Annotated in this window: 18 protein-coding genes and 2 pseudogenes; 10 read left to right on the top strand and 10 right to left on the bottom strand. The window is 55.7% G+C overall.

The genetic code is table 11. The annotated features are described in order from the left end of the window. Positions 1-2 precede the first annotated feature (2 nt). From GSUB_RS04360 to GSUB_RS04330, 7 genes are read left to right on the top strand one after another with little or no spacing between them, the layout of a single operon-like run. Positions 3-1,781: an RNA/DNA-binding domain-containing protein gene (locus tag GSUB_RS04360; protein WP_040199366.1), complete on the top strand. Its 1,779-nt coding sequence runs from the start codon at positions 3-5 to the stop codon at positions 1,779-1,781. Further along, entirely contained in the window at positions 1,781-4,636 is a 2,856-nt protein-coding gene (locus tag GSUB_RS04355; protein WP_040199364.1) for a DNA methyltransferase, read from the top strand. Before GSUB_RS04360 ends, GSUB_RS04355 begins: the two co-directional genes overlap by 1 nt. A 3-nt stretch (positions 4,637-4,639) precedes the next feature. Further along, on the top strand, positions 4,640-6,562 hold the full coding sequence (locus tag GSUB_RS04350; RefSeq protein ID WP_040199363.1) for an AAA family ATPase: 1,923 nt from the start codon (positions 4,640-4,642) through the stop codon (positions 6,560-6,562). Further along, entirely contained in the window at positions 6,555-7,604 is a 1,050-nt protein-coding gene (locus GSUB_RS04345; RefSeq protein WP_040199362.1) for a hypothetical protein, read from the top strand. The genes GSUB_RS04350 and GSUB_RS04345 overlap by 8 nt, the downstream gene beginning before the upstream one ends. Before the next feature lie 5 nt (positions 7,605-7,609). After that, positions 7,610-10,498 (top strand): DEAD/DEAH box helicase, encoded by a 2,889-nt coding sequence (locus tag GSUB_RS04340; RefSeq protein ID WP_040199361.1) that lies wholly within the window; start codon positions 7,610-7,612, stop codon positions 10,496-10,498. Further along, positions 10,495-12,594 (top strand): BREX-3 system phosphatase PglZ, encoded by a 2,100-nt coding sequence (pglZ, locus tag GSUB_RS04335; RefSeq protein WP_040199360.1) that lies wholly within the window; start codon positions 10,495-10,497, stop codon positions 12,592-12,594. Before GSUB_RS04340 ends, pglZ begins: the two co-directional genes overlap by 4 nt. Beyond that, the gene (locus tag GSUB_RS04330; protein ID WP_040199359.1) at positions 12,594-13,355 is read left to right on the top strand and encodes a hypothetical protein; all 762 of its coding nucleotides are present in this window, start codon (positions 12,594-12,596) and stop codon (positions 13,353-13,355) included. The genes pglZ and GSUB_RS04330 overlap by 1 nt, the downstream gene beginning before the upstream one ends. 537 nt (positions 13,356-13,892) lie before the next feature. Here the strand turns inward: GSUB_RS04330 and GSUB_RS04325 are convergent. The 3 genes and pseudogenes from GSUB_RS04325 to GSUB_RS04315 all read right to left on the bottom strand — a co-directional run. Then, the gene (locus GSUB_RS04325; protein WP_040199358.1) at positions 13,893-14,351 is read right to left on the bottom strand and encodes a YaiI/YqxD family protein; all 459 of its coding nucleotides are present in this window, start codon (positions 14,349-14,351) and stop codon (positions 13,893-13,895) included. Further along, a complete protein-coding gene (locus tag GSUB_RS04320; protein WP_040199357.1) occupies positions 14,348-14,641 on the bottom strand; it encodes a hypothetical protein in 294 nt (97 codons plus the stop codon). The genes GSUB_RS04325 and GSUB_RS04320 overlap by 4 nt, the downstream gene beginning before the upstream one ends. A gap of 65 nt (positions 14,642-14,706) precedes the next feature. Next, positions 14,707-14,901, bottom strand: a pseudogene (locus GSUB_RS04315) (STAS/SEC14 domain-containing protein); the annotation flags it as partial. Positions 14,902-15,197: 296 nt separating this feature from the next. Between GSUB_RS04315 and GSUB_RS04310 the strand changes: the two are divergent. Further along, on the top strand, positions 15,198-15,782 hold the full coding sequence (locus tag GSUB_RS04310; RefSeq protein WP_040199355.1) for a hypothetical protein: 585 nt from the start codon (positions 15,198-15,200) through the stop codon (positions 15,780-15,782). 21 nt (positions 15,783-15,803) lie between these two features. On the opposite strand, the gene GSUB_RS04305 is transcribed toward GSUB_RS04310, so the two are convergent. From GSUB_RS04305 to GSUB_RS04285, 7 genes and pseudogenes are all read right to left on the bottom strand, one after another. Then, positions 15,804-16,190, bottom strand: coding sequence for a response regulator (locus tag GSUB_RS04305; RefSeq protein ID WP_040199354.1), 387 nt, complete (start codon positions 16,188-16,190; stop codon positions 15,804-15,806). 352 nt (positions 16,191-16,542) lie between these two features. Further along, a pseudogene (locus GSUB_RS20020) lies at positions 16,543-16,914 on the bottom strand (ion transporter); the annotation flags it as partial. Positions 16,915-16,925: 11 nt separating this feature from the next. Beyond that, positions 16,926-18,803, bottom strand: a complete 1,878-nt coding sequence (locus GSUB_RS04300) for an aldehyde ferredoxin oxidoreductase C-terminal domain-containing protein (RefSeq protein WP_040199353.1) — start codon at positions 18,801-18,803, stop codon at positions 16,926-16,928. Between the two features lie 265 nt (positions 18,804-19,068). Next, positions 19,069-19,266, bottom strand: a complete 198-nt coding sequence (locus tag GSUB_RS04295; RefSeq protein WP_144401944.1) for a hypothetical protein — start codon at positions 19,264-19,266, stop codon at positions 19,069-19,071. Positions 19,267-19,370: 104 nt separating this feature from the next. Next, positions 19,371-19,517, bottom strand: coding sequence for a hypothetical protein (locus GSUB_RS19355; RefSeq protein ID WP_158414038.1), 147 nt, complete (start codon positions 19,515-19,517; stop codon positions 19,371-19,373). Between the two features lie 108 nt (positions 19,518-19,625). Beyond that, complete coding sequence (locus tag GSUB_RS04290) at positions 19,626-20,405, bottom strand: enoyl-CoA hydratase-related protein (RefSeq protein WP_040199351.1); 780 nt, start codon at positions 20,403-20,405, stop codon at positions 19,626-19,628. A 13-nt stretch (positions 20,406-20,418) separates the two neighbouring features. Continuing rightward, a complete protein-coding gene (locus GSUB_RS04285) occupies positions 20,419-21,420 on the bottom strand; it encodes a YhdH/YhfP family quinone oxidoreductase (protein WP_040199350.1) in 1,002 nt (333 codons plus the stop codon). Positions 21,421-21,667: 247 nt separating this feature from the next. Between GSUB_RS04285 and GSUB_RS04280 the strand changes: the two genes are divergently transcribed. Then, complete coding sequence (locus GSUB_RS04280) at positions 21,668-23,125, top strand: sensor histidine kinase (protein ID WP_040199349.1); 1,458 nt, start codon at positions 21,668-21,670, stop codon at positions 23,123-23,125. Further along, entirely contained in the window at positions 23,122-24,477 is a 1,356-nt protein-coding gene (locus GSUB_RS04275; RefSeq protein WP_040199346.1) for a sigma-54-dependent transcriptional regulator, read from the top strand. Before GSUB_RS04280 ends, GSUB_RS04275 begins: the two co-directional genes overlap by 4 nt. Positions 24,478-24,499: the final 22 nt, after the last annotated feature.

Below are 24,499 nucleotides of genomic sequence, written 5' to 3'. Positions count from 1 at the left end.
CCATGACGAGAGACGAGTTAATTGCCCGCCTCAAGGGTTATGAATGGACCGACTTCGAGTGCAAAAAAGCGCGCCGGGATGTTCCTAAAGATGCCTACTCAACAGTGTGTGCTTTCGCCAATACTGCTGGCGGATGGTTGTTGTTCGGTGTATCGGAAGAAAAAGGTGGGCTCAAGATTAGCGGTGTTGATCGAGACGCCTTTGATCAGGTCCATAGTGCCTTTTTGACAACCTTGAGAAGTGGGCAGAAATTCAATCAGATCCTTTATGCAGAGCCCCACGTTCACGAAATTGATGATAAGCGCATCCTGGCTTTTTTTATCCCGGAAAGCGATCGGCACCAAAAACCGATTTACCTGAACGGGAACCCCCGCGACAGCTACATCCGCCGAGCCGCCCGTGATGAACGGATGACCAACGCTGAATTACAACGCTATTTCCGTGATGCGGCACAAAACGCCTGGGACGGTGAAGGTCTGCCTGGACTTGATGTTGATAACAATATCGACGCCGAAACTCTTGGATGGTACCAAGCTCAGTTTTTTCGGCGAAATCCAGAGCAACGCCAGATAGATGACCCGATAGAGTTTTTGCAGGAGTGGAATTTTATTGTTCACAAAAACGGCCAGCCGATTCTGACCCGTGCAGCTGTCTTGCTATTTGGTCAAGATCGCTCTGTTCGCAGTCTCTTGCCACGTCCAGTTCTCGACTACCAGCGGATCGATACCCGTTTTGAGCAGTGGTCAGCAGACGAACGCTGGCATGATCGGATGGTTTTTGAAGAAAACCTGTTTAAAGCCTGGCGAGGTCTGGTCGCCAAATATTCGCGTATTGCCGAGCATCCCTTTAAAGTTGACCCGGCCACGATGCGCAGGTCGGATGACCCGCCTGACTACATTGCCTTTCGCGAAGCAGCGATCAACCTGCTCATCCACCAGGACTATGGCGACCATAACCGAAAAGCGTCACTGAAGTGGTTTACCGACCGAATCCAGTTCTGGAACCCGGGGGATGCTTTCGCCACCCCTGCTCAGCTACTCGAATCCAACGAAAAAGAGATCCGCAATCCACTGATTGTCAATGCATTTCGCCGTATTGGGCTCAGTGACCAGGCCGGCACAGGCATTCGTGCGATCTTTCGCAATTGGCATGAGTTAGGTCGCAGGCCTCCCCAGATTCATAACGATAAGGCAGGCAAATCCTTTGAACTGATTCTGAGCCAAGAGCCACTGATCACCGAAACCATGAAGCGATTTCAGGCCAACCTCGGCGTTACCCTTTCTCCGGATCAAGCTGACGTACTGGCATTGGCGGCAGAGAAGCATCAAGTTTCCGTGATTGATGCCGGTACGGTGACAGGGGGGAACCTGAGGACAGCCCACCAGGCTCTAGCCTACTTGAGCCAGCAGCAATTGCTGACTGCGTTGGATGATGAGTCTTACGCATTGGCTGAGCCAATTCGAATGCAACTGGATCGTACAGGCAGAGATCAACAGCGCCGGGAGCCAACCGGACAAGTCGCCGGACAAGTCGCCGGACAAGTCGCCGGACAAGTTGAGAGTTGGGTGGTTGATGTGTTAAATGCATGCATTGATCCCAAAAAAAGCGCAGAGATCCAAGAGGTTGTCGGCATCAAGCACCGAGAAACCTTTCAGCGAAACTACTTGGATTACCTTCTCGAAGAAGAGCTACTTGTCCGTACGATTCCGGATAAACCGCGCAGTCGAATGCAGCAATATCGAACGACAGACAAAGGTCGAGACCTTTTGGAGAAAACCTAATGAAGCAGGAAAGCATGTTCAAGTCGAAATACGTTCCGGCCAAAGAGGGCTCAGGGAAGCTGTTTGAAGAGGATTGGGTTGCCAACGTCGCCCCGGAGACTTGTCTCGGCATGACGTTCGAGAACGATGAGGCCCGCCGCGCCCACTTTACCGAGGAGCTGCGCAAAAAGCTGCAGGACCCGGAGTTCCGCAAGATCGAAGGCTTTCCCATCGGCAGCGATGAGGACATCCTAAACCTGAGCGATCCGCCGTATTACACCGCCTGCCCGAACCCGTGGATCGCCGACTTTATCGCAGAATGGGAGGCTCAGAAGCCTGAGCAACCGAAAGACAAACACTATCATCGTGAGCCATTTGCAGCGGATGTGAGCGAAGGGAAGCAAGATCCGATATACAATGCACATTCTTATCATACTAAAGTTCCTTACAAAGCCATCATGCGTTATCTCCTGCATTACACTCAACCGGGGGATATAGTGTTCGATGGTTTTGCCGGAACTGGAATGACAGGAGTGGCCGCACAAATGTGTGGTGACCGCGAAGTGGTCATGTCTCTCGGTTATCAGGTCAAATCCGACGGACAAATCCTAAGGGAAGAAATTGATGAAAATGGAAAGAATGTTTGGAAGCCTTTTTCAAGAATCGGTGTGCGCCATGCAATCTTGAACGACTTATCACCAGCCGCTACATTTATTGCCTCAAACTACAATACAAATATTGATATCCAGCGTTTTCAAAAAGAAGCCAATAGGATATTGGCAGAGGTCGAAAATGAATGCGAGTGGATGTACAAAACAACTCATACCGATGGAAAGAGCACAGGTGTTATCAACTATGTTGTGTGGAGTGAAGTAAATCTATGTAGTGAATGCGGGCATGAATTCGTCTTCTATGATGTTGCTCATGACAAGGACACCAAGAAGGTTCGCGAAAATTTTTCATGCCCTCATTGTAGCTCTGAACTGAAAAAGGGACGGCTTGATATTGTTTACGAGAGCATATTCGATGTTAGGCTTCAGCAAATAGTCAAGAGGCCTAAGCGAGTGCCAGTTCTCGTCAATTATTCCGTCGGAAAGAAAAGATACGAAAAGCTACCAGATTCTAACGATATTGAGCTATCCAGAAAAATAGAGGATCTCCCTTTACCTGAAGAGGTTCCTTCCACAGAAATCCCAGACATGCAGATGATGCGTGTTGGCAGGATGCAAGGATCTGGCGTTACACACACTCACCACTTCTTCCTTTCAAGACCTGCTTATGTTCTTGGATTGTTTTGGCGAAAGGTAAATTCGCTACAACGCTCCAACGTTAAGTCACTTCTGCAGTTCTGGCTCGACAGCCATCTGGTCAATCTTTCTATCCGCAATCGTTACCGGCCTGAAGTTTCGTTCCCATACAATCCTCTTACTGGGGTTTTTTATGTCCCGTCTATGGTCAGCGAACCATCTGTATTTCCGGCATATTCCAATAAGTTGAAAAGAATCGTCGCTGCGCTATCAAATTTCCGAAGCAATAACTACAACCCAGTTCAAACAGCTTCTACTAGTGCATCCATATTGCCGCCAAACAGCCAAGACTACATCTTCACAGATCCACCATTCGGCGAAAATATCTATTACTCTGACCTCAACTTCTTTGTTGAATCTTGGTATCGCGTATTTACAAACACAAAACCTGAAGCGATTGTTGATAAAGTCAGGCAGAAAGCTCTCACTGACTATCAGAGTTTAATGCGAGACTGCTTTTTAGAATATTATCGGGTGCTGAAGCCAGGGCGCTGGATAACTGTGGAGTTTTCAAACTCCCAGGCGTCCGTTTGGAACACCATTCAGACCACCCTGCAGGAGGTTGGGTTTGTAATTGGTAACGTGGCCGCACTTGATAAAAAACAACGAAGTTTTCAGTCGGTTACCAGTCCAACAGCAGTAAAACAAGACCTGGTTATTTCAGCATACAAGCCAAACGGGGGGTTCGAGCAGAGGTTCGAACATGAAGTGCAGACAGAGGAAGGAGTATGGGATTTCGTACGAACCCATCTTAGCTACTTGCCGACAGTAAAGGTTCAGGGGAACGCTCTTCAATTCATACCAGAAAGAGACCCAAGAATCTTGTTCGACCAAATGATCGCCTATTTTGTACGAAAAGGTTATCCCGTTCCAATATCTAGTAACGAATTTCAAATTGGATTAGCGCAGCGTTTCATCGAGCGTGACGGCATGTATTTTTTGCCAGAGCAATCTGCAGAGCACGACAGAAAGAAAATGTCTATCGGCCGAATTGTACAGGCCTCGCTCTTCGTTTCTGATGAAGCAAGTTCTATTCAATGGTTAAGGGCATTGCTTAGGGAAAAACCACAAAGTTATCAAGATCTCTATCATCAATTCATTCAGGAAACCCAACGCGCCTGGAATAAAAACGAATCATCCCTAGAGCTTTCAACTCTGCTTGAGCAAAACTTTCTACGTTACGACGGTAAAGGCCCTGTGCCCGAGCAGATCCACGCCTACCTCTCCACCAACTGGAAGGAACTGCGCAACCTACCCAAGGATGACCCGGCGCTGGTGACCAAAGCCCGCGACCGCTGGTACGTGCCCGATCCCAACAAGGCGGGCGACCTGGAGAAGCTGCGCGAGAAGGCACTGCTCAAGGAATTCGAGGAATACAAAGAGGTCAAGAAGAAGCTCAAGGTCTTCCGCCTGGAAGCTGTCCGCGCCGGATTCAAGAAAGCCTGGCAAGAGCGTGATTACTCCGTCATCGTCGCCGTGGCCGACAAGATCCCCAACAACGTCCTGGAAGAAGATCCCAAACTGCTCATGTGGTACGACCAGGCAGTAACACGGATGGGAGGGGAATAGCCCATGATCACCAAATGGAAGGTCTTCAACTTTAAATCGATTCGTGAGGAGACCGAGCTGGACCTCGGCCCACTTACGATCTTCGCTGGCGCAAACAGCAGCGGGAAGAGCACATTCATCCAATCCGTCCTTCTCGTAGCACAGACTTTGGCCCATAAAGTGGGATCAAGATCTGTCGTATTGAATGGTGCTCTCACGAGCTTGGGCCAGTTTGACGACCTAAAATCCAACGGTGGTGCCTCGGATCAGATCACCATCAAATGTACCTGTCGGCCACTTCCGGATCAGGATGCTGCAATAGGCAGGCGGTCTCAGTTCGCACCCCGTGGTGCTGTTTACTATGGACCGCGCTCCAATCAGCTTCAGGAAATCGCTTGTGAGATTTCCTTTGATGCTGATGCTTCAAGCTCCCAGCGTGATTTGTTCCAAATCCAACCTCGGCTTTTTGCCACGCAGTTGTCCTGCATATCTAGAGACGAGGACAACGTGGATCAGAAAGCCGATATATCGATCCATCATTCCACTAAGGCCATCTCCGAAATTGAAGGTGCTGACACCGCCAGTGAACTTGACGATCAGCTACGCGCCAGTTTGGCTTACGCTGTTGAACTGGACGATGATTCCATGGCTGAGGTGAAGGATGACTTTCGCTCGGCCAAGCCAATCGGCTGCATGCTTCGACACTTCCTTCCCGAGAGAATTGTTTACGCTATCGATACCATCGAAGAGGACGCAAACGCCATCGTCATGGCTCTTCAGGATGATGGCCGTCGTGCCATTGGCGTACGGCGCACCATGGGAAGGGAAATTCTTCTTTCTGAAGAGATCATTGCGGTGTTGCGCGAAGTCCTCGAAGGCACAATCGAATTTGATCAGACTTTTAAGGACAAGTATCGGCAAGAATCACTATTCGGTTCCGAGGCCGATACACTTTCATTCAGGTCTTGGTATGAAAGGTTACGCAGCCTCCCACGCGACGAGCACCTGAAGGTTCAGCAGGTCCTGCGTGAGCGCGAGGATCTTTTTGACCGCATCCACCAAGCCATGAAGGTATCAACGGCAGAGAAGCCCGAGACCCATGCCTTTGTCCAAGCCAGGCCACCTCGCTTGATAACGGAAGCTACCTGGTATCTGGATAATTTCTTCGCCTCGTCTTTGAAATACCTCGGCCCATTAAGGGATGCTCCAAAACCGCTGTATCCGCTCGCGCCAGCAGCGGACCCACATGACGTAGGCTTACGCGGAGAACACACAGCTTCCATTCTTGAACTGCACAAGAGCAAGAAGATCCGCTACATCCCGTCGGCAAATTTCAAAGACCCGGTAATTGACCGCAAAACAGTTACCCGGACACTCGAAGCGGCGGTTATCGATTGGCTCCAATATCTGGGAGTCGCCAGCTCAGTCAAAAGCCGAGACCAGGGCAAATTGGGGCACGAGCTGAAGGTGGGGCTTTCCAATTCGGATAGCACGCATGACCTCACGCATGTGGGTGTAGGCGTCAGCCAGGTCCTGCCGATCCTCGTCATGTGCCTTCTCGCCGACACGGACTCTACACTCGTTTTTGAACAGCCGGAGTTGCACCTTCATCCGAAGGTACAGACCCTGCTCGGCGACTTTTTCCTTTCGATGGCGCTGTGCAATAAGCAATGCATTGTTGAAACCCACAGCGAGTATTTCATCGACCGCCTTCGCTTCCGAATTGCAGCGGCAACACCCGAGAAGGAGCTGAACAGTCAGACCAAGATTTACTTCGTGGAAAAGCCGTCACAGGGTTCAGCTTTCCGAGAGGTGGTGATAAACGAGTACGGAGCCATCTCAGACTGGCCGGAAGGGTTCTTTGATCAGTCCCAACAGCAGGCCGAGGAAATCCTTAGAGCTGCGGCGATGAAGCGCAAAGCAAGCCGGAGGAATAAAGATGCATAGCCTGCCCAGCGTAACAATTGACGCAGGCGTGCTCGCTGTGCCCCATGTTGATTGCGCCAAGGATGATGCTTTCCAATACGTGGACACGCTACTGGACTGGAGCAAGTTGCTTGATGAGCCCTGGGTAGCCATTTACATGAGCGAGCGGGCTTCAGAGTCCCTTTTTGCCGATGGATTGTATCCACTGAGGGATCAACTCAGAGAACTGTTTAATGCCCACGGCATAGTAGAATACGACGTCAATACGGTTGCGAGAATTGCCAACCAGCTTCTGGCGATCACTCCATCCTTTGAAACCTACTATCGGGTCAAAGATGTCTTGTCAGAACATCTGGAAACAGATCCGGATGTTATTCGGCTGACAACTCATGACGGCCTCCAGTCCGATCTTGCCCGATGCATCACGTTGATCGCCGTCCTACGCAAGCACTGCTCCCAACCTCTTGGTGGCCATTCGCTCATACTAAGAGAAGCGCCCAAACAGGTAATTCAGGTAAGAGCCCATATTCACGAGCTCGAACATTCCAGAGACGATATCCCTGTCTTGCCATGCCCGCCCGAGTTCTTTGAAGGCGATGTGTTGGTCTGTGACGATTTTCGAGGGCTGATCGATTGTCTCGATGAATCCGCCATTCTGGTTGGCGCGTCTGACGACCTTGGAATTGATCTCGCCGTCCGAATCGCTCTGTTCAAAAATGCGATTGCGCAAGGTGATTCCCCTGACTGGAGCGGCGTGGTTGTTCCAGCCATTGGGTCCAGATTCCGGGAGTTGTGCCAGCAGGTTTGCGCCGACCAAGGGGACTCCGTGCCGCCCAAGATTCTCCGATCAATCATTGAGACTATCAAAGGACACAATCTTCCCGCCGTACACGCTCTTCGGACAGGGCCAGGCGGAAATGACCCGCAAAGAATGCGTGGCTCTGATAAGGCGCAACGTCGAGATATCGATAGGGAATTCCATCTTCATTACTGGGAGTGCGCCGACGGGACAGTCGAGTTGGCGTCCGTGGTTTATCACAACGATTTTTCAATTCCGGGATGATGCCGATGCAGGATGTTTGGCAATACAGCACCGTTCATAACAGCGCCTGCAAGGTCATCGAAGAACAGACCTTGTGGGGGCAGACGGTTTGCCGTGTCTGGTTGCCGAACCAGGACGCGGTGGTGCGTGTGTCCCGCTCCGCTTTGCGACCGCTGAATGCCGACCTGCAGCCGGAGATCGAGGCTGGACGCATTGCCTATGTGGCGGCTGCAGCCAAGGTGGCCGAGGTGCTCGAAGGCTCCACCAGCGCCACGGACGGCCATGTATTGCTGGCTCCCATGGAGTCCAACGTCATCCCGCTGCCGCACCAGATCCACGCCTTGTCCCGGGCCATCTCCGGCGACCGCGTGCGCTATCTGCTGGCCGACGAGGTGGGTCTAGGCAAGACCATCGAGGCCGGGCTGGTCATGCGCGAGCTCAAGCTGCGCGGGCTGGTTCGGCGAATCCTGGTCGTCTCTCCCAAAGGCATCGCTACCCAGTGGGTGGCCGAAATGCAGACCCACTTCAACGAGCAGTTCCAGCTCGTGCTGGGCGACGACATCGGCACCTTGCAGCGCCTGGCTACAGGTGCGGACCAGCGGAAATCAGCCTGGTCGATGTTCGATCAGGTCATCGTTTCCCTGGATTCGGTCAAGCCCATGGACAAGCGGCGTGGCTGGACTGCTGAGCGCGTTGCCGAATACAACCGCAGCCGGTTCGAAGATCTGATCACCGCTGGTTGGGATCTGGTGGTGGTGGACGAAGCGCACCGCCTGGGCGGCAGCACCGATCAGGTCGCCCGCTACAAGCTCGGCAAGGGGCTGGCGGAGGCTGCGCCCTATGTGCTGCTCCTTTCGGCGACTCCCCACCAGGGGAAGACCGATGCCTTTCATCGCCTGATGAACCTGCTGGATGATGACGCCTTTCCGGATATGGACAGTGTTTCCCGTGAGCGGGTGGCACCGTATGTCATTCGTACCGAGAAGCGCAAGGCCATCGATGCCGACGGCAAGCCGCTCTTCAAACCCCGGCGCACGCAGATGGCCCCGGTGGCCTGGGAGAGCCGTCATCACCTGCAGCAACTCCTCTACGAGGCAGTGACCGACTATGTGCGCGAGGGCTACAACCAGGCCCTGCGCGAGAAGAAGCGCCACATCGGCTTCCTGATGATCCTGATGCAGCGCCTGGTGGTCTCCAGCACCCGGGCGATCCGCACCACGCTGGAACGGCGACTCGCTTTTTTAGGGGCGAGTGGCGAGGGATTAGGGGCGAGACTGTCAGATTTTGACTCGTCCCTCGCCCCTGACCACTCGTCCCTTTCAACCGAGGATTGGGAAGATCTTGATGGACAGGAACAGCTTGAACTAGCGTTACAGCTTGAAGCCTTGCGAAACGAAAAATCCGAGGTTGAAGTTTTGCTCGACGCGGCGGTCCGTTGTGAACAGGCTGGACCGGATGCCAAGGCCGAGGCTCTGATCGAGTGGATCTACAAGCTGCAAGCCGAGGAAAACGAACCGGATCTGAAGGTGCTGATCTTCACCGAGTTCGTGCCGACCCAGCAGATGCTGAAGGAGTTTCTGGAAGCCCGGGGAATCTCGGTGGTCACCCTGAACGGCTCCATGGCCATGGAGGAACGTGGGGCAGCCCAGGATGCCTTCCGCAAATCGCACCGCGTATTGGTCTCCACCGATGCGGGTGGTGAGGGTCTGAACCTGCAGTTCGCCCACGTCATCATCAACTACGACATCCCTTGGAACCCGATGCGGCTGGAGCAGCGTATCGGTCGCGTGGACCGTATCGGCCAGCCCAAAACCGTACAGGCGATCAATTTCGTATTTGAGGATTCAGTCGAGTTCCGGGTCCGCGAAGTGCTGGAGCAGAAGCTCTCGGTGATCTTCGACGAGTTCGGCATCGACAAGACCGGCGACGTACTCGATTCCGCCCAGGCCGGTGAGCTGTTCGAGGATGTGTTCGCCTCGGCCATCATCAATCCTGACGGGATCGAAACCTCCGTCGATCACACGGTGGCCCGGCTTCGCGATGAAATTCAGCAGGTGCGCGAGGCCTCCGCCATCTATGGCATCTCCGAAGAGCCGGATGTGCAGGCGGCTGAGCGTCTGCGTTCCCATCCGCTGCCTCACTGGGTGGAACGGATGACGGTCGGCTATCTCAACTCTCACGGCGGCGCGGCCAGCCGCAAGCGCTCCTGGTGGGATCTGAATTGGCCGGACGGCCAGGAACATCGCAAGGCCGTGTTCAACGCCCGGGAAGCGGATCGCCTGACCGACGCAACCTTGCTCAACCTTGAAAACAGTCGTGTCCGTGGGCTTGCCCTGAACCTGCCGCAGATCGCGGCTGGCCAGCCATTGCCATGCGTAAGCGTGAGCGGGTTGCCAGCCAGCATCTCCGGACTCTGGGGACTCTTTGAGATCCGCCTTCAGGCCGGGATGCACCAGAAGACACAACTCCTGCGCATTCCCATGGTGCGGCGGGGATATGTCAGTGTGTTCCTGAGCGAGGAAGGCAAACTGTTTCTGCCCACGGCCCGGCATATCTGGGATGCGCTGCAGACAGCGGAAGCCCAAGTGCAGACCACCCTCGGCCAGGATGAATCCATTACCGCCCATGAGAGCTTGCAGTTTGCTGCCGAACAGGCCGGACAGGAGCTGTTCGACGCATTACAGCAGGCGCATCTCGCCTCTGTGGCTCGCGAGGAGGAACGCGGAATCGTCTCCTTTGCCTCGCGCCGCAAGGCCATCGAACGGGTTGGATTGCCGGAGGTACGGCAATTCAGGTTGTCCCGTTGCGATGCGGACGAATCCGAGTGGCGGCACGAACTGCAATCAGCAAGGCAGATCGTACCGGAAATCCGGCCGCTGCTGATGCTGCGGATTATCAAGGGAGGCGCTCAATGAGTAGTTGGCGAGACGCCATCCTGAACGACTTTGTGCCCAACGTCAGCAAGCTGACCCTGGTCGCGGACCCGGATTGTCTGCTGACCGAGGAGAAGCTGGCATTGGAGCTTCGCGGGCGCGGGTTTGACCTGATCGAGTTTAGTGATCCGGTCGAATTCAGATACGCCTATGAATCCAAGTACCGTTCGATCTGGGACAGGGGTGAGCACACCGATCTGGTGGTGGTCCTCCGCTTGCAGGATGCTGAGCTGGAGTCGCTGCCATACGACCTGCTCCAGGCGGGCCGGAAGCTGTCGTTCAACCTGGGGGATCTCTTTCCCAATCTGAGCTACCCGGTCATTGAAAAGCTCGACCGGAGCTTGCTGGATTCGCTTTTTGAGGCCCAGCGAAAGTCGCCGCCGGATCGCATGGGCGACAACGCCACCAAGGATTTCATTCTCCGTCATGTGTTCGGCATTGCGGCGGAACTAATTGGGGGCGAGGTGGAGCTGCTTCGCGCATTGCTGCGCCTGCACTATGGGAAAATTAAACTGCCTCAAATTTTGGCAGACCGCCTGATTCAATCGCTCCAAATCGCCCCTCGCCCCTCGTCCCTCACCCCTGATTTCAAAGCCTGGCCGCTCTCTGAAATCGTTCCGGACGATGAGGCGTTCTTCGCCTTTTTGCAGGAACGCTGGCCGCTATTTCTTTCCAGGCTCGGCAGCGCTCATCAGGTACGGGAGGATTCGCCGGACCAATGGGCAGGACAGCCCATTGGGACATCGCGTAGCGATGCCCTTGCGGTGCGAGCCATGGATGGCGAGCATCAATACGGCCTCAAGTATCCCGGCCCTGATCGCCTGCCGTTCGACCATCAGGACATCAAGGTCTACATCGACAACCTGTTCCTGGAGGGGAAACTCACCCCTGTCGAGGCCAAAGGCATTGAAGTGGATGCCGGGTCCTGGGTTCGAAGCGGCATCGCCACGTCCGGCGTGGACGATGACGAGCTACGGATCTCTCGCTTGTTTGGCCTTGTCGAGAAGGAACTGCCCACTGCGGAAGCGCGTTACTCGGACTGGACCGCCTTTGCATTGAAATGGGCCGAACTGTCAAGTTCAGTCGCGAGGGGTGAGGGACGAGGGGCGAGTGACAACCTCCTTCAATTCAAAAATCTGCAATCGAAAATCAACAATCTTTTTTTGGGTTGGTTGGCCGACCACTATTCCAGCTTGATCAACTTGCCGCCGACGAATCCGGCCATGCTGCACCATGTGCCGCGCCGCCTGGCCCGGGATATCGAGGACTCCGGCAATAGCCGTGCCGCGTTGATCGTGGTTGATGGTCTGGCCCTGGATCAGTGGGTGACCATCCGCCAGCTTCTGCAAAAACAGGATGCCAATCTGGTCATGCGCGAATCCGCGACCTTCGCCTGGGTTCCGACGCTGACCTCGGTATCGCGGCAATCGATCTTCTCGGGCAAGCCGCCGCTCTATTTCCCGTCATCCATCAACTCGACCAACAGCGAAGAGAAACTCTGGAAACAGTTCTGGGAAGGCCATGGCCTGTCCCGGCTCGATGTCGCCTACCAGCGCGGCCTTGGCGACGGCGATGCTGCGGGCGTCCTCGACTCCGCAATCCACCCCGGGAAGACCAAGGTGGTGGGGCTGGTCGTGGATAAAGTGGACAAAATCATGCACGGCATGCAACTCGGTTCGGCCGGGATGCACAACCAGATCAAGCAGTGGTGCCATGCAGGATTTCTTTCCGCGATGGTCGGCCAACTGCTGGATTACGGCTATGAGGTCTGGCTGACGGCCGATCACGGCAACATCCAATGCGAAGGCAAAGGCCGACCGTCTGAAGGTGTGATTGCCGAAACTCGCGGCGAGCGTGTTCGTGTCTATCCCACGCCGGAACTCCGAGCTCAGGTGGCTGGGGCCTTCCCGTTTGCCCACGAGTGGCAGCCGGTCGGATTGCCCGCAGATTATTTTCCCCTGGTGGCCGGTGGCCGCGACGCATTCGTGAACCCGGGAGATGCCATCGTAGGTCACGGCGGTGTAGCCATCGAAGAAGTCATCGTGCCCCTTGTGAAGTTTGAAAGGAGGACACGGTGATGGGCAAAAGACACGAAGCCATTGGCATCAAGCAGGCGATTCGTTTCGAGTGGATGCAGAAAGCAGCCAATCTGCTGCTGGCGGGACTCGACGCCAAAACCATCCGCCAGGAGCTGCATGAGTTCCTCGCGGATCGAAAAGGCAACGGCTCCGAAGGCGAACGAAGTGATCAGACCCGGACCTTTGTCGTCAACAATCTGATGAAGATCTGGGTCTCTCCTGATTCAGAACTGCTTCCTTTTCGGGATGCTTCACTGGCGATTCTTCGTGATAATCCGTCCATGAGTCTGCCGGTTCATTGGGGGATGGTTTCGGCCGTCTATCCGTTCTGGTTGAATGTCGCCAGACAGACTGGTCGCTTGCTGGCACTTCAAGACCAGGTGACCCAGATACAGATCACCGGCCGTTTAAAAGAGCAATATGGCGATCGGCAGACCGTTAGCCGCTATACACGTTATGTGATACGGTCCTTTGTTGCATGGGGAGTTCTGAAAGATTCCGAATCCAAGGGGTGTTATGAAAAAGCCACATCCATAAACATCACCGATGCTAACGCGGCCATTCTGATTTTTGAATCTGCTTTACAGGCCAACCCGGATGCCAAGGGCACATTGGGGATGCTCCAAAACAACCCGGCGTTCTTTCCATTCCAAATTCCTGTGATGAGCGGTGATTTTGTCTCACAGCGATGCGAGCGCATCGAGGTGGTTCGGTACGGACTGGACGATGAATTGCTAAAGCTTAAATCAACATGCTACTGATCGGCATCACTTCATTCGTACCTGGTGCAGAAGACTGGCTTTTAACTACAACTGTTTTAAGTCGACAATGGACTACGAGATGGGATCTATCAGAAAAGTCATGAGGCCCCCGCCGGGATGGTTGATCAATTCAAGAATATAGAAAAAAAGCAACTCAATAAGCATACCAGCTATTTAAAATTTGTCCGCTGTTGTTGGTTGAAAACCTGGCGTTGAATCTATTGAACCAATTATTGAACCATGTCACAAACGCAGGTATTGAGCGGCTTTGTGGCGGTTGCTCGCTGCAAAGTTCAACCGTTTGGGGTTGAATTGAACCAAGGAAGTGAACCGGGGGGTTCCAAGGAGTGAGATGAAGTGATCGGTTTTCCATTTCGGCATTTAAGATTTGGGGTACGATTGGGGGTACGTCACAGAAAGCCCTCCTACATACCTAAATCTTTTAGGCATCTTAGGAGATCTGTTAAACAGAGACCGCCCCATTGATATAAAAAAAAAACAGGCCGGATTTCCTCGAGGAAATCCGGCCTGTCTTTTTCAGCGTTTGGAAATAATCCGCTGCGTCAAAAGCCGGTCGAAAGCGGATGCAAACTTCTGACGATCCGTCGCGCCCATACGCCCCGGGCCACCCTGGACCAACCCGGTTTCACGCAGTTGATGCAGCAGATCGCGTGTGGAGAGGCGCTCGCCGATATTGTCCTCTGAATAAATCTCCCCCCGCGGATCGATGGCAATCCCGTTTTGTGCGACAATTCGTGCTGCAAGGGGGATATCCGCTGTGATCACGAGATCGGTGGCCGCTGCGTGTTCGACGATATAATCGTCGGCGGCATCATCGTCACCAGCCACTCGAACAGATGAGATCAGCGCCGTATGCGATCTTGACAGGTCGGTGTTGGCCACCAGGCACACCGGAACCTGCACCCTCTTGGATGCCCGGAAAACGATTTCCTTGATCACGCGCGGACAGGCGTCGGCATCAATCCAGATCTTCATCGCCGCCCCCGGTTGCGGCTTCCCCCTGGGCAACTCGGCAGCCTGTCCTGCGGCTGTCTCTGGTTCGCAAGATCCTCGCGCACCTGCTTGACGCTGCGCTCGTAGATAATCTCTCGTCCCATGATGCTGCCGGCATACGCCAGCCCGTTATCCGTAGGGGTCAACTTGCACTTCAGGCTGTTGACGCCCTCACCAAGAATGATCCAGATGCCATCCGCCCGCTTGTTATCCACATGAACGTCAAGCATCCTGTCGTTTTCGGTCCTCACCCTGATTTTTTCATCTTCCATAATTTCTCGCGCACCTTCTGTGTAAATGCTGCTCTTTTATTCTTCAAGCCAGGCTTCGGCCTGTGCCGCGAGAGTTCAATCCCGATGGCACCCAGAGTAGGCATATCGAAATCACCGATCCGATAGAACATGCGCCCATGCTCGATCCCTTCACCCTTGGCGACAAGGTCATCAGGAGCAGCCCGCATCGCGTCGCTATCGAGCTTGCCGGTAAATTCGATGTCGAGACGGTTATCGTCCTTGCGGGTGACGATGAACATAGGAAGCCTCCTTTTCGGGTATTAATGCGTTAAAAAAGCAATGCACACCCTGACCCCTGTCGTGAACATTTTGAGTCTACCAGACAATGAATTACATTGTGGCAGTGAATCGACGAAATCGCCATCAGCACCGATGCAATCAAAATCGACCTGGAAGACCTGGAGAAGGCGAGAGATCCCCACAAACCATGAAAGGGCTCAAGCGTCTGTCCTTTATGCGTCTTGCGATATAATACTTGAGAAAGAAAAGATCAGGATACTTACGGTATCTCTTTTCTCTGGATGGGAGGACGCTTATGAGGGGTTTTATCCGATATCTGTTTTTTCTGCTGCTGCCCGGGCTGGTGGTGTCCTGCGCAACGACACCTGAAATGCCCCCTGTCAACGCCCCCTCCTTTGCCACACGCGGCATTAAAACGGTCGCCCTGCAGCCTGTGATCTTCCGCGGCGGCACTTATGAGCGTCCCATGACCTATTGCGAACGGGATATCCCCAATCAATTGCGCTTTCACCTGGGACGGTTTCTTGAACAAAAAGGCTACCTGGTCAAACGCATCGACCGCCCGCCACAGCCCCACAGCAGTTTGCCGGACCCTCTTGCCACGGAGAAACCCGCCACGGTTCTGGCCCAGACACCCATGGAAGTCGATGCCGTGCTGGTCGTGTGGGTCGATCACTACAAACAGTTGGGATTATGCGAGCATGTTCGCACCAAGGGACTTGAGATTCAGGCGACAGCCGCCCTGTTCTCCGTTGCGGAAAGCGCGGAGGTCTGGCGTGATAGTGCGTCTGAATCTGATTTCTCCAGCGGGAACCCAGTGACCTGGGTGACTTACCGGATCCCATGGAAACTGCTGCTCACTCTGCCGAATGCGCCGTGAGACACACCTTTCCGGCTGAGCTCAGTCCTCAATCGCTGCAAAAAGTTTTTTCATATCCAAAGGCTTGGTCAAGAAGGAATCCATCCCCGCCTCCAGGCAGCGGTCCCGAAGCTCCTGGCGCGCGTCGGCGGTCAAACCAACAATGCGTACCGGCGGTTTGCCATATTCCTGTTCCAGGGCGCGTATTTCGCGGGTTGCTTCAACGCCATCCATCTCCGGCATGTGCATGTCCATGAAAACAACGTCGAAATTTTCCTGACGCCATCGCTCGACCGCAGCGCAGCCGGTTTCCACCGCATCGATTCGAAATCCACGCTGCTGCAGAATCATAACGATCAGATCCCTGACCATGGGCTCATCCTCCGCCAGCAGAACGCGGGCGGCACCCTGCTTGCCAGGCGAAGACATCTCATTTCTTTGCCCGGTTGTTGTAGTAGTTCACCCGGCCTTGCGCATCGGCAGTCCAGACCGGTTGGGGCATGGCATCGGCTGCGAAACTGCCTCAACAATTTCAGATCCAAACTGCATTAGCCGTTCATCAGCCATGGGTTCCCTCTCTTTCTCGGTGAACACCATTTGAGGCCCGATGACTGGCGAATCCATATAATTCTAAAAATCTGCGGAAAAAAGAGGGGCAGGAAATTGGATCAACATAAATATTTCTATCCTCTGAGCGCCTCATCGCGTCTGTGTATTCATCCTGGATTGGAATTAAAGCTCGGCCCCGCAATCCTTGCAGAACCTGGCGTCGGGTTCATGCCCTTCCGACCCGCAGGATGCGCAGAATTCGAATCACCAGCAGATAGTGCGTCCCCGGCAGCAGCAGGCTGAGGTAAGGAGGTAGAATGGCCAGCAGGTCAACCACGCCGAAGAAGCTGCGGGCATAGCGCAGGGGGGCGGCGGCACGCTCACCAGGCGCAGAACGTACTCAAGAGTGAAGGTAATGGTGAAAAACCATTCGACCACCACCAGCAGCTCGCCGTATTGCTGCCGCAACGCTGAGCAGAATACTGAGAATCAGACCGACGTCGAAGGCTTTGCTAAGGGGCGTATCCGCCTCGAAGATAATCTCGTGCAGGCGGTGGCGCCAATGACTTTGATTTTTCCCGGAAGAATTGGGATCGCTGCTCATGGGTTTGCGCCTCAGAAAAATTCCCGCAGACTCTCGTCAATCCCCATCAGCGTCTGATACCAGAACTCGCGGGCGGCTTCGAGAGGATCCTGGTTGAACTTCTCCAGCCACTCATCCAGGCGTGGATCGGCAATTTTATCCACCTCCTTTTTGCGCCTCAGGAAGCTGTGAATGAAGTCGATGTTGCGCTGCGAATCCCAGAAGACGGGAGTGTTGCCGCTGTTGATGCGGGTGGCGAGGATCTCGATGCTGCGCAGATAGCGCTCTTTGCAATCGTAGAGGGAACCCATCACGTCGGGCAGCATCTCCTCCGCCCAGCCGCGGTGGAAGCGACAGGTGCCGAGATTGTCGACAATCAGCTCTTTTTTCAGCCGGTCGGCGCACATGCGCCCCAGCGTGCGCGGCGGAATAAAATCGTCGCTGTAAATCATGTAGTATTTGCCCATGATCGCCATGGGCGCCAGCACCCCGGAGACCCAGTACTGATTGGGGACCATCCAGCCGCGCCGGCCGAAGGCGACATGCACCAGGCGATCATGCAGCGCGGTGCCTTTCGCGCGGGAATGAATGCGGCTCCACTTGCGCACCCCTTCCCTGAAATCGATCATGCCGCGCCGCTCAAGGATGGCGTCGATCAGTTCACACCCCAACTCGGCGTTGTGCATGGAATCGGCCACCACATCGAAGTCATCCAGCTGCCAGCGCGGCAGACGGTTGACGCCGAGGTCTTCACGACTCAGCACCCCTTCGTCGAGCAGATCCATCAGCCAGGCCAGCACACCGCCGCCGGAGATGGCGTCGAACCCCATGGCGTCACAGTAATGATTGAGCTTTTCCGCCGCCCGCTGATCGAAGATGCCGCACAGCGGGCCCATGGTCTGGTAGGGCTCGTAGTCTTTTTTGTAGCGGCCGTTCATCTTCTTGCACACCGCGACGCAGGGTTCACCGCAGGTGGCTTGCTGCTTGTTCTCGACGGTTTCCTCATTGAACTGCTTGAGGTAATGATCGATCACGAAATTCTGATGCAGAGCCTGTCGCTGCTCATGACTCCAATCCATGGTGCGATAGTTGAACGCCAGAATGCGTCCTTCCATGTTGGCGTAGTTGACGCCGAAGGTGCCGCCGGTGCGCAGTTTTTCTTCATAGCGATACTTGCTGGTAACCTCCAGATCCTTCTGCATCAGGCGCAGGTCGTACTTGTTCTGAAACCATTCGTCGGCCACATTTTTGTCGCGAAAATCCTCTTCCACCAGCGTCCCGCCGTAAATAACGGCGACGATGCCGTGGGACTGCGCCATGGCGCTGCCAAGACCGCCACGGCCGGCCCAGGTGTCGACGTAGCTGAGTTCCCCCTTCTTGATGGGCACCGAAACAATGCCGCCCATATCGGTGTGCATGGCAGCGGGGCCGGTAGCGAGAATGCGCGGGTCCTTCTCGTAGCGGCTGCCGAACATCCGGTAGGCCTCGTCCATCAGGGCGTAGGTTCCGGTGCGACCTGCGGCCCAGATGCGCGCAACGTCGACGGGAACCACCTCGACTTCGATCTCTTCGCCATGATTGCGGTTGAGGTACAGCACAGACGGCACCGGCGCCCTACCCACCAGGCTGACCATGTTGATGCCCAGGTTGTTGAACACCAGCCCCGCCCCCCCCATGGAGCTGATGTAATTGCCCTGCCAACAGGGTGAAAACCCGGTGACGACCAGCCGATTGGAGCCGGGGAGGATAGAACCGGCAAAGATGCCGACGCCGAAATTAAGGCTGCGATAATAACGGGTCAGGTGAATACCGAGATCCACCGGCCCGAAGTAGCGGTCAAAACCATATCTTTTCATCCTGTAAAAGCCGTTGGAGGCATCCACCATCAGCACGCGCTGAAACATATTCATAAAGACCACACCCCGCTCTCGAAGTTTGAAACCTACAGCGAAAAAGAGATTTTCAACTCTGCGCCTCTCTTTTCCTCTCGCGCCTCTGCGTTAAATTTTTTCTACATCTATTAACCGCAAAATTAACCGATAGCCACCTGATGTCAATCAGTTTCGCCTTGGCGCACCATTTCATCCAGAATTTGACCCAGGTCAAAGCCTCTGCCCTTCGAATTGATATGCTGACATAATCCACGAACCCCTTACCGCGAAGTAGGCCATTGCACTAACCCGCAGGAGAGCAGATCAATACTACCTGGCCACCACTCAGAACCGTCTGCTGGCGGCGGTATTCGATCAACCCCGCCGCAACATCGTCGTGGCGAAGCAGAAAGGAACCGATGGGGATGATCTGTGGGTCGCCTACCGTGCCAGTGCCGAAACAGACCTCTGCCCCTCTGGAGCCCCTGCAGTAAACAGCCATGATCTCCTCCCTGTGCATTTCTCAGCTCGCCCGCTCCAACGAAAACGCCCCCTGCGGACGAGCCGGACAGGGGGCGAAGAAGAACACGGCGCTATGACGTACCGTTATTCGTGGGAAACGGGGGTGTCGAATTCATAACCGCAGGCAGGGCACTTGACCTTGACATTCTCTTTCTGGGACGACGGTGTTGCGCACCCAACCAGGCCCGCGGCAAAAAGAACAACAACAAGCAGACACATCATGCGTTTCATTTTTCGATCCTCCTTACGTTGGCATCAGGTCATTTCCAAAATCCTGCCGTACACTATACCAGATGATATGGATCATGCAGTGTCCGGCAGAAAAATATCACCAACGGTTCAGGCATCCTTGAACTGCGGGGAGCGCTTTTCGAGAAATGCCCCCATCCCCTCTTTCTGGTCGTGGGTGGAGAAACACAGCCCGAACAGGTCGGCTTCCAGCTCCTGGGCACGGGCAAGATCAAGCTCCATTCCATGATGCACCACTTCCTTGCTCAAACGGGTGACGACCAGACTGCGTTTGGCGATTTTGGCTGCCAGCGCCCGGGTCTGCTCCATCAACTCGCTCTGGGGAAAAACCTTGTTGACCAGCCCGATGCGCCAGGCCTCCTGGGCATCGATCATCTCGCCGGTGAGGATCATTTCAAGGGCGCGCCCCTTGCCGATCAGGCGCGGCAGACGCTGGCTACCGCCCCAACCGGGAATGATGCCGATATTGACTTCGGGCTGCCCGAAGCGTGCGTTTTCACTGGCAACGCGCAGGTCGCAGGCCATGGACAGCTCGCAGCCGCCGCCCAGAGCATAGCCATTGACCGCCGCAATCACCGGCTTACTGCAACGCTCAATCTCATTGAGCACGCCCTGCGCCAGCAGCGCCGAGTCGCGCCCCTGCAGGGGGCCGAAATCCCGCATAGCGGAGATATCCCCGCCCGCGATAAAGGCTTTCTCGCCGGCGCCGGTAATAATGATCACACGCACGCGGTCATCGGCATCGAGCTCAATAACGTTTTTTTTCAAGGCCTTAAGAACATCGATGGAAAGCGCATTCATCACCTTGGGGCGATTGACGGTCAGGGTTGCAATCGAATCGCTGATGTTCAGCAGCAGTTGATCTTCCATCTTTTCCTCCCGTTTATTGATCCAGGTTGACGATTGTGCGTCCCTGGTGCTCCCCTTTAAGCATCGCGTCGATTCGCTCATCGAGCCCGTCAAGAGAACACTCATCAACCGACTGGTCGAGATGCGCGGGGCGCCATTCTGCAGCGAGCCTGTTCCAGACGTTCAGCCGCAGCTCCTGCGGGCACTGGACCGAATCGATGCCGAGCAGACTCACGCCACGCAGAATAAAAGGAAAGACATTGATGGGCAGATCAGGCGAGCCGACCAGGCCGCAGCAGGTCATGGTGCCACCGTACCGCGTCGCTTTAAGGGCAGCGCCCAGCATTTCGCCGCCGACCACATCGACCCCTCCGGCCCAGCGCTCTTTCATCATAGGTCGCTCGGCACCTTCGGTCACCTGCTCACGTGTGATGACTTCGGCTGCACCAAGTTTCTTCAGTTCTTCAATCGCGGCGGTTTTGCCCGAGGCGGCCACCACCCGGTACCCCAGACGGGCGAGAATGCTGACCGCAATGCTTCCCACCCCGCCGGTAGCGCCGGTCACCAGCACTTCGCCGGAGTCAGCATGCACCCCGGACTGTTGCATCTTCAATATCGAAAGGCCTGCCGTCAGGCCGGCGGTACCCAGGACCATGCTTTCGCGCATGCTCAGCCCCTCAGGAAGCGGCAGGGCCCATTCACAGGGGATGCGGAGGTACTGTCCGAATCCTCCGGCCGTGTTCATCCCCAGGTCATAACCCGTCACCAGCACCTGGTCTCCGGCTTTGAAGCGTCCGCAGTTGCACTCCACCACCTCGCCGGCTGCATCGATCCCCGGGGTGTGGGGGAAATTGCGTGACACGCCCTTGTTGCCGATGGCGGACAGGGCATCTTTGTAATTAAGCGAGGAATAGCGCACCCGCACCAGCAGATCGCCCTCGGGCAGGTCGCTGACGCTGCGTTCACCGATGCGGCGGCTGAATTTTTTAGGTTCCGTTTCTTCAACGATCATGGCTTTGAAGGTCTGATCCGGCATTATGGCATCCTCCCGTGGTTGGAATTTTAAATTTACACGCCGTGCAGCGCAGGTTCCAGATGACGCAACAAACATGCTATCAAAAATAAAACATTGTTACAGTACTTTGTGTGTGAATTTATGAAAAAATTTCCGTATTCATTCTCCCCACAGACTCTCCATTCTCAATCGAACCTTGGCGCCCTGGAAATAAGAGGTTACAATCAGCGCCGAATCTTTTTCTGCAAATAATCTCAAGGATCACGGCATGAAGCTGGCTGCAAAAATCGCCCTGTTCATCTGGATCGGCATCATCCTGGTCATCAGCATCGATGCCTACCTGTCTCTGCGCCGCGACCTGGAAACATTTCGCGGCGACATGATCCGCGATGCCCGTCAATACGGCCGCATTGTGCAGGGGGTCACGGCTTCGCTGTGGCAGGAACGCGGCGGCACCGAGGCCTTCAATTTCCTGCGCGAGGCCGCCCGTGAAAGCCAGCCGATGCGCATCCGGCTGGTTCTGCCCAATGCCCCCCCCGGCGACCCCCGTGCTCCCCTGGTGGGCAACCTGGGACCACGCGCATTGCGCCCCGGCGCGGAAGTGGTCGTGGAGGCGCCGCAGGTTGGCGATGAGGGCCTTCTGGTGACCTACCGCCCCATTGTCGTTAACGATGAAATCAAGGCACTGCTCGAAATTGCCGAACCGATGACCGAGCTGCGCGAGCATGCCAATTCAGCATTGTGGCGGGCGGCAGCGCTTTTGGCGGGGTCTCTTGCCGCCAGCGGCGTGCTGATTCTGATCGCGGGGTTCCACCTGGTAGGGCGACCTCTGCAGAAACTGATGGACAAAACCCGCCGCATCGGCAGCGGCGACTTCGGGACTCCTCTCAAGCTGAAGGGAAAAGGCGAATTAAGCACCCTGGCCGAAGCCCTCAATCAGATGTGCGATCAGCTTGCCCTCTCCCACCGCCAGATCCAGGAAGAGAGCGAGGCCCGGGTCGCCGCCCTCGAACAGCTGCGACATGCGGAGCGTCTTGCCACTGTGGGGCGCCTGGCGGCCGGCATGGCCCATGAGCTTGGGACACCGCTTAACGTGGTATCGGGTCGTGCCCAGTTGATCGCTTCCGGCGACCTCTCCCCGGAGGATGCAGCACGCAATGCCACCATCATCTCTGAACAGGCCAGCCGCATGACCACACTGATGCGGCAGCTCCTTGATTTTGCCCGACGCGGCTCCACCCGACGGGAACCGACCTCGCTGGAGCATCTGGTGCGCGGCGTGCTGAACCTGCTGGCGTCCAGCGCGGGCAAGAAGGATGTCACCGTGCAAATGCACGCAGACCCAGAATTGCCGCAGGTGGCAGTCGATCCGGCCAAAATGCAGCAGGTGGTCACCAACCTGATCCTCAACGGCATCCAAGCTACCCCCCGGGGAGGAAGAGTTGATGTGGAATTGAGTTACTTGAAAGCAGGGGATGCCAACGGCATGCAGGATGACACCGCAAAGATTGTCGTGCAGGACAACGGTCCCGGCATCCCGCCGGAACATCTCGATCAATTGTTCGAGCCGTTTTTCACCACCAAGGATGTCGGAGAGGGCACAGGGCTGGGTCTCTCGATTGTGTACGGCATCGTGGAGGAGCACGGCGGCCGGATCGAGGTCGCAAGCCCACCCGGAGAAGGGGCCTGCTTTACACTTTACCTGCCCTTGGAGGCCACGCAATGAAGGGACGCATTCTCATCGTCGATGATGACCGCGAGATGTGCGGCATGCTGGAAGAATCTCTGGTCCGGCGGGAATTTCAGGTGGAGTGGCACCTGCGCGCCGAAGCGGCCCTGGAGCAGATCCATCAGCAGGATTTCGACGTGCTGCTGACTGACCTCAACCTGCCCGGAATGGACGGTCTTGAGTTGTGCCGCCGCGTTATCGAAGCGCGTGAAGACATTCCGGTGGTTGTCATTACCGCTTTCGGCAGCCTGGAAACTGCCGTGGGGGCACTACGGGCCGGCGCCTATGATTTCGTAACTAAACCGGTGGATCTCGATCTTCTGGTTTTTGCTCTCGAACGGGCGATTAAGCAGCGCCGTCTGCAGCAGCAGGTGCGCGTGCTGCGCGAATCGGTGCGGCGCGCCCAGCCCTTCGATGATCTGTTGGGGCAGAGTCGCGTCATGCAGGAACTCTACGATCAACTCAAACGCCTGGCGGAACTCGACATCACCGTCCTGATCACCGGCGAGAGCGGCACGGGCAAAGAGCTTGCCGCCCGAGCCCTGCATAATCGCGGCCCCCGACGAGACGGGCCCTTTGTGGCCGTCAATTGCGCGGCGCTGCCGGAAAATCTACTGGAAAGCGAGTTGTTCGGCCACGTCAAGGGTGCCTTTACCGGCGCAGGAGAGGCGCGGTCGGGGCTTTTTCAGCAGGCCCGCGGCGGAACCCTGTTCCTCGACGAGATCGGTGAAGTGCCCCTCAATCTGCAGCCCAAGCTGCTGCGTGCCCTGGAGCAACGCAAGGTGCGACCGGTGGGCGCAGCACAGGAGGTGGCGGTAGACGCGCGCTTTGTTACAGCCACCAACCGTGATCTTGAACAAGACGTCGCTGATGGCCGCTTCCGTGAGGATCTCTATTATCGGCTCAATGTCGTCCCCATCGAGATGCCGCCGCTGCGCGCGCGGGGTACCGATATTCTGCTGCTGGCCGAGCATTTCGCATCCCAATGCGCCAAGCGCTTCGACAAGCAGGTCACGGGCCTATCCCAGCCTGTGGCGGAGAAACTTCTCTCCTACTCCTGGCCCGGAAACGTTCGGGAACTGCGCAACGCCATGGAACGGGCAGTCGCTCTGACGCGATTCAATACCCTGGCGATTGAAGACCTTCCGGACCGGCTCCGCGAAAGTCAGCCCGGCCCCATGGCAACCGACCTGGCAGGCCCCGGCGAACTCCCCTCGCTGGCGGAGGTGGAGCGCCGCCATATCGAGCGGGTTCTCGAGGCGGTTGAAGGCAACCGCACGCTGGCGGCTCGGATCCTGGGACTCGACCGCAAGACACTCTACAGGAAACTGCGCTCCAAAGAGGAATGATCAGAGCATAAAGTGCAGCATT

Source organism: Geoalkalibacter subterraneus (assembly GCF_000827125.1).
Taxonomy (GTDB): Bacteria; Desulfobacterota; Desulfuromonadia; order Desulfuromonadales; family Geoalkalibacteraceae; genus Geoalkalibacter_A; species Geoalkalibacter_A subterraneus.
The sequence above is the reverse complement of the archived record's forward strand: the minus strand, read 5'-3'. Positions and strand labels throughout refer to the sequence as shown.